General features: G+C 60.2%; 11 protein-coding genes. 6 read left to right on the top strand and 5 right to left on the bottom strand.

Annotated elements, in window-relative coordinates; translation table 11 throughout:
* Positions 1-260 precede the first annotated feature (260 nt).
* The 6 genes from FJ960_RS13290 (at position 261) to FJ960_RS13265 (ending at position 6,622) form a co-directional block, all read left to right on the top strand.
* The gene (locus FJ960_RS13290; RefSeq protein ID WP_246672801.1) at positions 261-1,088 is read left to right on the top strand and encodes an SDR family oxidoreductase; all 828 of its coding nucleotides are present in this window, start codon (positions 261-263) and stop codon (positions 1,086-1,088) included.
* Entirely contained in the window at positions 1,085-1,879 is a 795-nt protein-coding gene (locus FJ960_RS13285; protein ID WP_181165900.1) for a FadR/GntR family transcriptional regulator, read from the top strand. The genes FJ960_RS13290 and FJ960_RS13285 overlap by 4 nt, the downstream gene beginning before the upstream one ends.
* A gap of 79 nt (positions 1,880-1,958) precedes the next feature.
* Positions 1,959-2,963: a substrate-binding domain-containing protein gene (locus FJ960_RS13280; protein WP_246672774.1), complete on the top strand. Its 1,005-nt coding sequence runs from the start codon at positions 1,959-1,961 to the stop codon at positions 2,961-2,963.
* Positions 2,964-3,092: 129 nt separating this feature from the next.
* On the top strand, positions 3,093-4,601 hold the full coding sequence (locus FJ960_RS13275) for a sugar ABC transporter ATP-binding protein (protein ID WP_140714468.1): 1,509 nt from the start codon (positions 3,093-3,095) through the stop codon (positions 4,599-4,601).
* The gene (locus FJ960_RS13270) at positions 4,594-5,592 is read left to right on the top strand and encodes an ABC transporter permease (protein WP_140714466.1); all 999 of its coding nucleotides are present in this window, start codon (positions 4,594-4,596) and stop codon (positions 5,590-5,592) included. Before FJ960_RS13275 ends, FJ960_RS13270 begins: the two co-directional genes overlap by 8 nt.
* Positions 5,593-5,650: 58 nt before the next feature.
* Positions 5,651-6,622 (top strand): ABC transporter permease, encoded by a 972-nt coding sequence (locus tag FJ960_RS13265; protein WP_181174230.1) that lies wholly within the window; start codon positions 5,651-5,653, stop codon positions 6,620-6,622.
* 9 nt (positions 6,623-6,631) lie between these two features.
* Here FJ960_RS13265 and FJ960_RS13260 read toward each other — a convergent pair whose 3' ends face one another.
* From FJ960_RS13260 to iolG, 5 genes are all read right to left on the bottom strand, one after another.
* Complete coding sequence (locus FJ960_RS13260; RefSeq protein ID WP_140714462.1) at positions 6,632-7,594, bottom strand: aldo/keto reductase; 963 nt, start codon at positions 7,592-7,594, stop codon at positions 6,632-6,634.
* A gap of 68 nt (positions 7,595-7,662) precedes the next feature.
* Entirely contained in the window at positions 7,663-8,709 is a 1,047-nt protein-coding gene (locus tag FJ960_RS13255) for an ABC transporter permease (protein ID WP_140714460.1), read from the bottom strand.
* Positions 8,706-10,190: a sugar ABC transporter ATP-binding protein gene (locus FJ960_RS13250; protein WP_140714458.1), complete on the bottom strand. Its 1,485-nt coding sequence runs from the start codon at positions 10,188-10,190 to the stop codon at positions 8,706-8,708. Before FJ960_RS13250 ends, FJ960_RS13255 begins: the two co-directional genes overlap by 4 nt.
* A 29-nt stretch (positions 10,191-10,219) precedes the next feature.
* The gene (locus tag FJ960_RS13245) at positions 10,220-11,284 is read right to left on the bottom strand and encodes a sugar ABC transporter substrate-binding protein (RefSeq protein ID WP_140620354.1); all 1,065 of its coding nucleotides are present in this window, start codon (positions 11,282-11,284) and stop codon (positions 10,220-10,222) included.
* Positions 11,285-11,657: 373 nt separating this feature from the next.
* A complete protein-coding gene (gene iolG / locus FJ960_RS13240) occupies positions 11,658-12,671 on the bottom strand; it encodes an inositol 2-dehydrogenase (protein ID WP_210243283.1) in 1,014 nt (337 codons plus the stop codon).
* Positions 12,672-12,786: the final 115 nt, after the last annotated feature.

Here is a 12,786-nt window from a genome sequence, read left to right as displayed (position 1 = left end):
GGACGGCCTTAACGGCGACCGGCGGCAGTCAAGCTGCGCCGAGCCGGGGCCCGCGAGTAATGCTGGACGCAGCTTTCAACGAGCCATAATTGTCGGCAGTCCCGGGACGCCCGCGGCCGCCCCAACTTTCTTCCATTCAATCGGACTCCAAGCGACGGGTCCAAGCGGCCTTCCAAATCCGAGTAAGGGATGCGAAACGACAAAGTGGACAGACCACTTCAATTTCGCTATCCCTTTCTGCGCAATCGCTGGAGGACAGCATGGAAGGCTTGGCAGGTAAGGTTGCGTTGATCACCGGCGCCGGCAGAGGTATCGGCAGATTGGCTGCGCTGCGGCTTGCCCGAGGCGGCGCAAGGGTTGCGTTGGTCTCGCGAAGCATGGACCAGCTCAACGATACACTGGAGCACATTGAAGCTAGGGGCGGATCCGGCATTGTCATCGCTGGCGATGTGGCATCCGCCGAGTCCGTCGCCTCGATCAAAAGTGAGGTCGAAGCGCGCCTTGGATCGCCTTCGATCCTTGTCAACGCGGCCGGCATCTTTGGCCCCATCCAACTGGTCTGGAAAACCGATCCGGCGGCCTGGATCAACACGGTAATGATCAATACGATCGGCCCTTATCTGACAAGCCGCGCCTTCGTCGAAGACATGGTCCGCAAGCGCTGGGGGCGCATCGTCAACATTACCTCCGCCGCTGCCCTGCATGAGCCGGGGCCGATCAACAGCGCCTATGGCACGAGCAAGGCCGCGCTCAATCAGTTCACGCGCCATCTCGCCGCAGAGCTCGAAGGCACCGGGGTAACGGCGAATGTGATCCATCCGGGCGACGTGAAGACGGAGATGTGGGCCGATATCCGCGATGGCGTGTCGGATCTCGGACCTGTCGCCGAACGCTATCGCGAGTGGGCGGCCTGGGTCGAGCGGACGGGTGGCGATGATCCCGAAAAGGCGAGCGAGCTCATCGAAAGGCTGATGGGCGAAAACGCCGCCCACATAAACGGGCGATTTCTCTGGATCAAAAACGGGCTACAACTGCCCATACCGAGCTGGGGCGAATTCAAACCCGCGGAGGCATGGGAAAGCTCATGACACAACGTTCCGACAGGCCGTCGAAGCGGGCAGGCACGAAGCTGCACCCCATAGCTGAGACGCTGCAGGCCGCCAACACCGGCGTTGCCCAGGCAGTCGTCAATCGAATCCTCGACCTAGTGCGAACTGGCATGTTGCGATCCGGAGACCGGCTGCCTTCCGAGCGCGAGCTGATCGAGATCCTCAATATCAGCCGGCCGAGTCTGCGCGAGGCGATACGAGCCCTGTCGACGCTAGGCGTGGTGGACAGCCGCCACGGCGGCGGCGCTTACATCACCAGCCTCGATGCGCGAACCCTGCTTGCGCCGCTCGACTTCTTCCTGTCACTCACACCCTCCAACCTTGCGGATGTATTCGAGAGCCGCCGCATCATCGAAATCGAGATCGCGCGCAAGGCGGCAGTCAATGCTGGCGATGCCGATGTCGAGGCGCTCAACGGCATGCTGGTGGCGCATGAGAACGTGTTGGCTGACCCCGTGGGTTTCAGAATTCTCGACGCGCAGTTTCATGGCAGGCTTTGGCATATGTCCGGCAACACGGTTCTCGATCGCATAGCCTACGGGCTCTACAACATGGGGCTCGATGTGCGCCGCCGCGCCACCGAGGACATTGCCCTCATCCGCCGGAGCCTTGGCGAACATAAAAGGATCGTTCGCGCCGTTGCCGATCACGACGCCGTAGGCGCGGCGGAGGCCATGTCGGCGCATCTCGACCATATCGAGGAAAGCACCCGCGCGATGATCGAGTCCGACGTCGCCGCACTCTCACGCATATCGGCGCTGCGACGCTGACTCGAACACGCGACACTTGCGTTCGAAGGTGGGTCGGGCTAAAGTGGCCTGTCCACTTTGGAATGGGAGGAAACTTTCCATGCGCGACATTTCCCGCCGCACGTTCATGAAGAGCGCGACGGCTTTAGGCGTGATAACGGCCCTAGCACCTGCCGCCGCCCGGGCAGCCGGCGAACCGGCCAAGATAGGCATCGTAGGCAAGGTCAAAATCCCGTGGTTCGACAACGTCGAGAAAGGCGTTCTCAAGGCCGGAAAGGATCTTGGCGTCGACGCGTCGATCATCAATCCGACGACTGACGATCCCGCCGAGCAGGTGCGGGCCATCGAGGACCTGATCGCCAAGAAGGTCGACGTGATCGGCGTCGTGCCGAATGACGGCAAGGCGCTCGAGCCCGTCCTGAAGCGGGCGCAGAGCGCCGGCATCAAGGTCATCATGAATGAATCGCCCGGCCAGAAGAATGCCGACTGGGACATCGAACTCATCCAGGACAAGGCCTTTGGCGAGGCCCATCTCGAAGCCTTCGCCGAGGCGATCGGCGGCGAGGGCAAGTATGTCGTCTTCGTCGGCGGCCTGACTGTGGTGCAGCACAATCTGTGGGCTGATTTTGCGCTTGAACTTCAGAAGCAGAAATATCCTAAGATGCAACAGGTCGGCGACCGCTTTGGTGTCTCGAATAGCGTCGACGACAGTTACAAGACCGCCATGGACCAGATGCAGGCAAATCCCGACCTGAAGGGGTTCCTCATCTTCGGCGCGAACGGGCCGATCGGTGCGGGCAATGCCGTCAGCGACCGCGACCAGATAGGCAAGGTCATCGTTGTCGGGCCATTCATCCCGAGCCAGGGCCAGAAGCTGATGAAGTCCGGCGCCATCACCCGTGGTTTCCTTTGGAACCCGGTCGATTCAGGGTATGCGATGGTCGCGCTCGGCAAGACGGTCGCGGCCGGCACGGAGATCAAGAACGGCGTCGACATCCCGGGCATGGGGCCCTGTGAGGTGGACGCCTCGAGCCATGTCATCCGGGCCAACAAGCAGATCGATCTTAACCCGAAGACCATCGATGAATGGGCCAAGGTGATCTGACCAGACAGAGGTCGGAGCGGACCCACGGTATCCGGTGGGCAGTCGGCAACATCCCATTCCAGTCGGGGATGGGACGTTGTGTTCGCTTGCCTTTCGAGAATCCTGCGGTGGATAAAAGCAGGTCAGCTGATGAATAGCCCTTCCGCCGGCGACGCAAGCCTCCTCACATTGACCACGATCAGCAAGCAATTTGGCGGGACGCGGGCATTGGACGCGATCAATTGGTCGATCGCCGCTGGCGAGGTCCATTGCCTAGTCGGCGAGAACGGCTCCGGCAAGTCCACCTTGATCAAGATACTTTCCGGCGTCCACGCGCCGGATGCGGGCGGCTCCATCACGATCGACGGGACAACGCATGCCCGCCTGACGCCCCAGCAGGCAAGGACGCTTGGTATCCAGGTGATTTTCCAAGACCTGTCGCTATTTCCGAATCTCACGGTCGAGGAAAACATCGGCATCGGACTGGAATTGTCAGCCCCGCTGAAGCTGCCGCCCCGGGCCGAAATGCACAAGGTCGCCAACGCGGCGCTGGAGCGCCTGGATACTCAACTTCCCCTCGATCTGCTGGTCGGCAGGCTGTCGGTCGCGCAGCGGCAGATCGTGGCGATATGCCGGGGCATCGCTTCCAACGCGCGCGTCCTGTTCATGGATGAGCCGACCGCCTCGCTGACGCGCCACGAGGTCGACCTGCTGCTGGCCACCGTCCGCAGGCTGAAGGCGCAGGGCATCAGCATCGTTTTTGTCAGCCACCGGCTGGAAGAGGTCACCGAAATCGCCGAGCGTATCACCGTGCTGCGCGATGGGAAGAAGGTCGGCACCTTTCCCGCCCGCGAGATGGACGACAACCGCATCGCCGAGCTAATGACTGGCGAAAGCCTGGAGAACAAGGTTTCGGCGCGCCCCGTCGACGAAAGAAAGCCGGTGCTCGAAGTAAGGGGCGCGACCCGTGTCGGCGAATTTGAGGACGTATCCTTCACTATCCGCGAAGGTGAGATCCTCGGCCTGATCGGCCTTCTGGGTGCCGGCCGGACCGAACTGGCGCTCTCGCTTTTCGGCATGACCAAACTCGATCGCGGCGAGATCCTGGTCGGTGGAACTCCCGTGCGGCTGCGCTCCAACAAGGCGGCCATATCCGCAGGCATTGCTTATGCCTCGGAAGACCGGCTCGCACTGGGGGTGAACCTGCGGCAGTCGATAGCAGACAACATCGCGATCACCGTGCTGAAATCGCTCAGCGACCGGTTCGGCATGGTGCCGTTCCGTCGCCGGGCAGCCTTGGCGAAATCATGGGTCGAGCAATTGAAGATTCGCGCGGCAAGCATCGAGGATGCAAGTCAGACCTTGTCGGGCGGCAACCAGCAGCGCGTCGTGCTTGCCAAATGGCTGGCAACCAATCCGAAAGTACTCATCCTCGACGGCCCGACAATCGGCGTGGACATCCGCAACAAGGCTGGCATCCACGCGCTGATCAGGTCGCTGGCGCGGGAGGGAATGAGCATCCTGCTGATCTCGGACGAGGTGCCGGAAGTTTATTTCAACAGCGACCGCGTTCTTCACATGCGACAGGGCCGCATCGTCGGCGAGTTCCTGCCCGGCTCGGTCGCCGAGGCCCAGCTCTCGGAGGCGGTGCATGCCTAGACTGGTGGCGACCATCTTCGGACAGCCCGAACGCGCCCTTGGCTCAGCCATCATCGTGACGGCCATCATTCTCACCGCGTCGTCTCCACACTTTCTGACGGCGTCGAACCTTGTGAACCTGGTCGAGGCTTATTCGGTGATAGCGATCCTCGCCGCCGGCGTGTTCGTCGTCCTGGTCTGCGGCGGCATCGATATTTCGTTCACGGCCACGGCGGCGGCCGCCCAATATCTGGCCGCGACGCTTGCCACCACCTACGAAATGCCGGTCATTCCAACGCTGGTGATCGCGGCAGCATTTGGTACCGCACTTGGGGCGCTGAACGCGGTGCTCGTGCATTTTCTGCGCGTCGGCTCGATCATCGTCACTATCGCGACGTCGAGCATCTACTACGCGCTCCTGATCTACATCACCGATGCGCATGAGATCTACAATCTGCCCGACTGGTGGGCCGAGCCTGTCGTTGTCTACCGGACAATCCTTGCCTCGGGCGACGTGGTCAAGATCGGCCTGCCCACCCTCGTTATGCTGGCGGTGGTGCTGCTCACGCACTTTCTGATGAAGCACACACGGCTCGGCCGGCAGGTTTATGCCTTTGGCGGCAATCCGGAAGCGGCAAGCCGTATTGGCATCAACGTGCTCGGCGTCCAGCTCTTTGCCTATGGCTATCTTGGGTTTCTCGCCTCAGTCGGCGGCTTCATCCAGGCCTATCGCGTTCACCAGGCGGTTCCGACCGCGATGGCCGGGCAGGAGCTCAATGTGCTTGCCGTAGCCATCCTCGGCGGCGCCAGCCTCGTCGGCGGAAAGGGATCGATGGCCGGTGTCCTGCTAGGTGTGCTCTTCCTGGCCATGCTGCAGAACGGGCTCAATCTTCTCGGTATTTCCTCGTACTTCTTCGGCGTCGTCACCGGGCTGGCGATCCTGGTCTCGATCGTGATGACCGGATACGCTGAAAAGCGTTCCACTCGACGGCAACACATCCAGGCCGGTTGAGAGGAATCCGATGTCGGAGCAAAGGGTGCGACAGCTCAACAGCCAGTTCGACAGCGTGATGGCGCTTTTGCGCCAGCCGATCATCGGCAAGGGTGGCCTGCTTGTGCTCCTCGTGGCACTGATGGCTGTCTTTTCGGTCCTGGAACCGGGCATCTTCCTGCGCGCCGCGACGCTGCAGGCGATGATGTTCCAACTGCCCGAACTCGGCCTTCTCTCGCTGGCGATGGCAATTCCGCTGATATCGGGCGGCATCAATCTGGCAATTATCGCGACCGCCAATCTGGCGGGCCTTCTGATGGCCTGGATCTTAACTTCGCTGATGCCCCCGGACGCCGCTGGCCTTGAGCTAGCGCTATGGATGACAGCTGCCTTGCTGGCAGGGCTGGCGCTTTGTGTGCTGACCGGCCTGATCACAGGCTTCCTCGTCGCGTACGCCGGCGTTCACCCCATCCTGGTCACGCTTGGCACGATGACGCTTCTTCATGGAATCAGCATTTACTGCACGCGCGGACGCACGGTGTCAGGCTTTCCCGAGGCTCTGATCGCGGTGTCCAACGAAACCGTGCTGGGCGTACCGACCTCGTTCCTGCTGTTCACGGTCGTGGCGATAATCATTCATGTGCTGCTTACCCGCACGCCGCTTGGCATCCGCATGCACATGATCGGATCCAACCCGGAGGCGACCAGGTATTCGGGTGTCGACACGGGCCGGGTTCTAATCTGGGTCTATGTACTGTCGGCGCTGTTGTGCTGGCTTGCGGCCATTGTCATGATGGCCCGGTTCAATTCAGCCGGCGCCGAGATCGCACAATCCTATTTATTGATAACGGTTCTCGCGGCCATCTTGGGCGGGATCGATCCGTATGGCGGTTTTGGAAAGATCGCTGGCCTGTTCGTCGCGCTGATCATTCTTCAAGTCATCGCCAGCGGCTTCAACATCATCGGACTAAGCCCTCATCTGGCGCTCACAGCTTGGGGGGTGATCTTGCTGTTCGTGGTCGCGGCCAAACGTTTGGCAGTGCGCCTTTGATGACGCAGACTAGCCCGGCTTGTAAATCCGCCGGGCCTCGGGATCATCCACCGAATACCCAATCTTCCCAAGATCCTCCCAAGCCTGTTCAGGGATGGCCGCGGTGGCCCACTCAAGCGTCTGGGCGATCCTTTCGGGTTTTGAAACACCCACAACGGTCGAGGTTATCCGCGGCTCATTTAGTGAGAACTGCAGTGCTGCCGCGCCAGGGGCCACGGAATGCTTTCTGCACAGCCCCTCGATCTGGCGCACAGGTGCGAGCATTGTTTCATCAATCTCTTGATATGTAATCCGAGACACCCGCGAACTGCCCTTTGCCAAGACGCCCCCAGCGTAAGGAGCCGCATTGAACACAGCTATCCCTCTTTCATTGGCTAGCTCGAAGAGAGGACCTGCCGATCGGTTCAAAAGCGTGAAGCGATTGTGATTGAGCAGGACATCAAAGGGCCAGTCTTTGACCATCGGCAACATGATATCGAGACGGCCCATTGCCAGCCCCACGGCGGTCGCGAGCCCTTCCTCTTTTATCCGAAACAATTCATCGAGCGCACCGCCTGGCCGCGTGATCTCGTTGAGATCCACGGAATGCTCAGGGTCATGAAGGTGCAGTATATGAACGCGATCGAGACCGAGAGCCAGAAGACTCTCCTCGAGCGACTGCCTGGCGTGAACGGCGTCGAAGCGGCCTGTACTCATATCCCGGTCTAATTTCGTCGAAAGCACAAATCCTGGAGGTAGACCACCACGCTCCCTGATCACAGTTCCAATCCGCTCCTCGCTACGGCCAAAGCCGTAGTTGCGAGAAGTGTCGATGAAGTTGACCGGGCCGTCGAAAATCGCTCGGATGGTCGCAAGGGCCGTCGCTTCGTCGACGCTATAGCCGTACGTGTCCGGCATCCCGCCGAGAGGAGCTGTTCCGAAACAGATTTCGGTAACTTCCAATCCAGTCCGGCCGATTGGTCTCCGTTTCACCGCCGCCTCCACGTTCGAGCTTGGCAGTTATGCCGGCAGAAACCCTTGGTCCCTGCCGGCATAATATCTCACGTTCGGGTTCGCACGCCGCTCGAGCGTTGGCTCGCGATCGTCGTCAGCACCGCTGCCACTATGATGACGGCACCGGTCGATGCCTGAACGTAAAAGGACGGAACCTGCGCCAACGTGAGCAAGTTGTTGATGACGCCAATCAAGAGCACTCCGCTAACAACTCCGACGATCGTCCCTCTGCCGCCGCCAAGACTTACGCCCCCGATCACCGCGGCGGCAAAGGCGGAGAAAATGATCCCCTGCCCTTGGGTTGTCACCGTCGAATCAAGGCGCCCCGTCATCAGAACACCGGCTAAGCCCGCCAAGAGAGCCGCGAAGACAAACGCCGACCAAATAACCTTGTCCACGTTAATGCCGGCGGCCCTCGCAGCGTCTTCATTGCCGCCTATAGCATACAAGGCGCGGCCATAGCGGTGGTAGTGGAAGACAAGGCCGACCACGGCCGCTACCACAATAAATACGATCACAGACACTGGAACACCGAGCCAACTCTCGGAACCGAGATAGGTCAGCGCTTTGCCGGGAGAGTAGATCGATCGCCCGTTCGAAATGATCAGCACTCCGCCGCGAAGCAGCACAAGCAGCCCGAGCGTCGAGATGAACGGGTTTAGACCCACCCTGACGACCATGAAACCATTGAAAAACCCGATCAACCCCGCAGTACCCAGGGCAACGAATAGGCCAGTCCAACTCGGCAACTCCAATCCAAGCCCGCCAGCCGCCGCAGGCACGAGTGTGACAGCCGCCAACATCGGAGCGAAGCCGACAATTCCCTCGAGCGAGAGATCCAGTCGACCTATCAGGACTACGAAAGTCAGTCCGATTGTCGTCAGGCCCAGAACGCTGACCTGGTCGAGGATATTCAGCAGATTGGCCGCCGTGGCGAACCGAGGAGCAACGATGGCACCAACGATCACCAGTATGAGAAGGACCGGGTACATCGTATAACCACCGGCCACAAAGGCGCTTCCAAAGACGGATAGTCGTGACTGTCCGGAATGTTCCTTCTTCGGCGTGGATTTGCTCACGATATCGGTGCTCATACGACGCCCTCCATTCGCAGGATTAGATCTTTGATTGTGTATCCGCCCACCAGTTCATCAACGACGTGCCCCTCGAACACGATAACGACCCGGTTTGCCAGTTGATCAATTTCGTCTTCTTCGTCCGAGACCACCACAACGCCTAAGCCCTTGCTGGCAAGATCCCGTAACAGCGAATAGAGCTGCTCCTTGGCTCCTACATCGACGCCGCGGGTTGGGCTGAGAGCGATGATGACCTCGGGAGCTCGACAAAGCGCGCGCGCGAAAACAACCTTCTGCTGATTGCCGCCACTGAGCTGGCTCACCGCTTGCTCCAGAGACGATGCGATTACGTTCGTCTGTTGGGCAAGGCGCCCGACGTGCTTGGCTTCCTTGCCTTTGCTGATAAAACCAAGTTTGCCGGACAGGACGTCAAGGCCACCGATCGCCACATTTTCACGAACACCCAGAATGCCAACGTAGCCGCTGGCATGCCTGTCGGTCGGAACCAGCCCGATAGTCGGTAGCTTTCCACGCGGGCTGATCACCTCGCCTCTTTCAGGCCTTTGCTGGCCAGCAAGGACCATCGCGAGTGCTTCCTTCCCGCCACCCACCGGACCTGCCAGGGCCACGATCTCGCCCGCCCTAACGGCAAAGTTGATATCCTTTTCCGAAAAGCTGTCGAGCCGAATTCCCTTGGCCTGGAGCAGAACAGGGGCTTCCTCCGTCAGGAAGTCCTGTCGCGTGCTTCGGACCGTCTTTTCACCCATCATAAGGTCGGCGATGGTCTCTACGTCGAGACCCCCCACTGGCTCGCGTTCCTTCACGACCTTGCCATCCCTCAAGATCGTGACTGTATCGGCAATCTCGAAAACCTCGTCCAGGTGATGCGAGATATAGACGAACGAGACTCCCTTGGCTTTGAGTGCCCGCACATGCTCGAACAGAATCCGTTTTTCCGCATTGCTCAACGCCGCGGTTGGCTCGTCCAGAATCATGATGGGCACACCCCGACTGAGGGCCTTCATGATCTCGAGCAGCTGTCTCGTCCCGGCGCCCAGCTCTCCTGCAAGCGAGCGGGGCTGGATGTCCATATTCCATTCGCTCAGCAGCTCAGCGGCGCGCTCCAACATCAGCTTGTGGCTCACCACGCCGAACCCTCTGCGGACGAGAGGGTTCTCTACAAAAAGGTTCTCCGCCACCGTCAGCAGGTTGAACAGCTGAGGGGTTTGTTGAACGTGGGCGATCAGCTTGCGAATGCTGGGCGCATAGTGTTGGCCGACCGCTTCTACCTCGACCTCTCCGATTCTGATCGATCCGGTATCGGCCGAAACATATCCGCTCAAGGTGGAAACGAGCGTGCTCTTTCCCGCGCCATTGCGGCCCAACAGGGCGTGAACTTCACCACGCATGACGGTGAAATTCACGCCGCGAAGAGCCCGGGTCGAGCCAAAGGTCTTGGCGATGTCACGCATCTCGACGATGGGTCGCGCGTTGTCCATGATCTTCGGCTCCTCCCCTTGGGTCCTGCTTACTTGCCGATCTTGTTCGCCCACAGATCAGGTGAGTCCACATTGTCGGCTGTCACCAGCGTCGCCTTGAGCTGGTACTGCGGTCCAACGGGTGTATCGATGACCTGGCCGTCGTCACGTGGCCCGATCTCGATCTTGCCACCCTTGGAGACGAGTTCGATCAGCTCGGCCGTCTTGGTCGCATAGGCGCTCAGGGGCTGTGACACCGTCGCGTCGAGGGCCTTGCTGCGGATCAGCTGAAGCCCTTGAGGCGTTCCATCGATTGCGATGCGGATCACCGAGTTCGGGTCACCCACCGGAGCGCCCTTGCCGCCGTTGGTGAGCTGCGCGTTCACGGCCGAGGCCATGAGTTCGGACGCCATGAAGATGCCGCTCAACGAGGGATTCTGCGTGAGGACGTTCTGCGCAGCATCGGCCGCCATATCGGCAGTCCATTCGGTCGGGCGCTGTATCAGGTTTACCTTGGGCGCGAGTTCATGCAGCGTTTTGGAAAAACCATCGGATCGATCGCGGCCGTTTGGTGTGGTCAGGGCACCCTGTAGCTCAAGCACGATGCAGCTGTTATCGGTCCAGCACGGCTTCGCCTGCAGGCGCTTGGCCATCTCCTTGGCGCCTTGAACGCCGGCGTCGACATTGTCCGCGCGCACCGTTGCCGTCACTTTGCCGCCCGCGGGGGCGTCATCGATCGAGAAAACGAGGACGTTGGCGTCATTCGCCTTCTTGACCGCGGGAACGATTCCGGCTGCGTCAATGGGAGCGAAGACCAGAACGTTTGCGCCGTTGGCAATCAGGTTCTGGAGCGCATCGACTTCGGCAGCGATATCGCCATTCGGATCAGGAGCACCGACCAGGGTGAAACCTTTTGCATCGAAGGCCTTCTTCGAGAGATCCAGCATCAGGGTCTGGAAATCATCCTTGAGAAACTTCGGGGTGAAACCGATCCTCACGTCCGCGGCTTTGTATTCGGCAAGCGCGGTCCCAGCGGTTATTGCAAGGAACAGCGCGCCGAAAGCCACTGTGCTGGCGGCCCTGCGGCGAGAAATGGGGAGACTTGGAAATTTCATTGGTTCCTCCTTTTGTTGCGCGGTCCGACTGCCCGTTGAGCGGGGCCTGACACCGCTTAGGCCTTCTGTGCTCACCACAGAAAGGTTCGACCTTGCGATGAGACACCGTTCGCGATGTCGTCACGCGCAAATGCAATTGCAGTGCCGGCAGCACTGAAAGAAGCCCTGCTGGAGAAGTTGGAGTGCGGGCACGCTGTCGGGATTCTCCTTCGATCGTGATCGCAAGGAAGGCGGAGCCAAGATGCCCGCGCCATCGCGGGGCCGGTCTCGGTCATTTCCCGACACGACGATCCGTGCGAGCCCATACTTCACCAAACGCCACTCCTCCCACTGCGCGGATCTTTCATCCTCCTGCGGATCCGCCGCCGAATGCTTATGCAGCCACCTCGGAGACGCGCACCAAACGTCCCTCTTTCATGGATTTGTAAGCCGCTTCCGCCAGGATGAGCGCACGGCGCCCATCTTCGAAACTTGCCAGCGGAACGGCGCCTTTCTCCACACAGTCCACGAACCCGTCGATCTCCGCCATGAAGGCTTCCAGGTAGCGCTCTAGGAAGAAGAACTGGTACGGCTGGCTTGCCTCGGCGGCCGTGCCGGTAAAGCGTCGCAATTCGTGGGGTTTGCGGTTGTCGGAAAGAAGCATACCGGCGCTCCCGATCAACTCAACGCGCTGATCGTAGCCGTAGACCGCCGTGCGCGAATTGTTGATGTGGCACTGCTTGCCCGACGCGGTCCTCAGGATGAACATCGCACTGTCGACTTCATCGAGTTCCTTTCCGAGCGCCGGATCGATGAGTGCGTTGGCTAGCGCGAAGACCTCGGTCGGCTCTTCGCCAAGCATGAAGCGAGCCAAATCGAAGTCGTGGATCGTCATATCGCGGAACAGCCCACCCGCAGCCTCCAGATAGGCTCTTGGAGGCAACGCGGGGTCACGGGACGTGATAACGACCTGGTGCAGTTCGCCGATATCGCCGGCCAGCATCGCAGTTCGCGCTGCGCTGTGCCCAGGATCGTAACGACGGTTGAAGCCGAGTTGGATCGGGATTTTGGTCTTGCCGATGTTGGCGGCGCACGCCTCGACGCGGGCGAGGCTAAGGTCGATCGGCTTCTCGCATAGCACCGCCTTACCCGCAGCGACTGCCATTTCTATGTAGTCGGCGTGGGTGGGAGTTGCCGTGGCGATCAGAACGGCGTCCACCGTGTCGGAGGCGAAAATCTCCTCTGCACTGGCCGCGGCCTTAACGCCTTGAGCCGCCGCGACCTTTTCGGCCGCCTCTGAATTGACATCAAATACCGCCGCCAACGTGGATCGGGGATGCCGCGCGACATTGGCAGCATGCATTTGACCAATTCGGCCACAGCCGAGCACGGCGATACGCAACATCAATTTCCTCCCTGCGGCCTATCGTGCAAGCCAAGCACCAATCTTTGCGTGCACGATGCAAAATATCTTGCATTTCCGCACGTGTGTCAATACTAATTCCGCATTGATTTCTTCTGCA

Origin of the sequence: Mesorhizobium sp. B2-3-11, assembly GCF_006442215.1 — a bacterium.
Taxonomy (GTDB): domain Bacteria; phylum Pseudomonadota; class Alphaproteobacteria; order Rhizobiales; family Rhizobiaceae; genus Mesorhizobium; species Mesorhizobium salmacidum.
The sequence above is the reverse complement of the archived record's forward strand: the minus strand, read 5'-3'. Positions and strand labels throughout refer to the sequence as shown.

Coding starts and splice junctions, on each gene's coding strand:
- FJ960_RS13285 (WP_181165900.1), top strand. CDS start 1,085: ATGACACAACGTTCCGACAGGCCGTCGAAGCGGGCAGGCACGAAGCTG.
- FJ960_RS13290 (WP_246672801.1), top strand. CDS start 261: ATGGAAGGCTTGGCAGGTAAGGTTGCGTTGATCACCGGCGCCGGCAGA.
- FJ960_RS13245 (WP_140620354.1), bottom strand. CDS start 11,284: ATGAAATTTCCAAGTCTCCCCATTTCTCGCCGCAGGGCCGCCAGCACA.
- FJ960_RS13255 (WP_140714460.1), bottom strand. CDS start 8,709: ATGAGCACCGATATCGTGAGCAAATCCACGCCGAAGAAGGAACATTCC.
- FJ960_RS13265 (WP_181174230.1), top strand. CDS start 5,651: ATGGCGCTTTTGCGCCAGCCGATCATCGGCAAGGGTGGCCTGCTTGTG.
- FJ960_RS13250 (WP_140714458.1), bottom strand. CDS start 10,190: ATGGACAACGCGCGACCCATCGTCGAGATGCGTGACATCGCCAAGACC.
- FJ960_RS13275 (WP_140714468.1), top strand. CDS start 3,093: ATGAATAGCCCTTCCGCCGGCGACGCAAGCCTCCTCACATTGACCACG.
- FJ960_RS13270 (WP_140714466.1), top strand. CDS start 4,594: ATGCCTAGACTGGTGGCGACCATCTTCGGACAGCCCGAACGCGCCCTT.
- FJ960_RS13280 (WP_246672774.1), top strand. CDS start 1,959: ATGCGCGACATTTCCCGCCGCACGTTCATGAAGAGCGCGACGGCTTTA.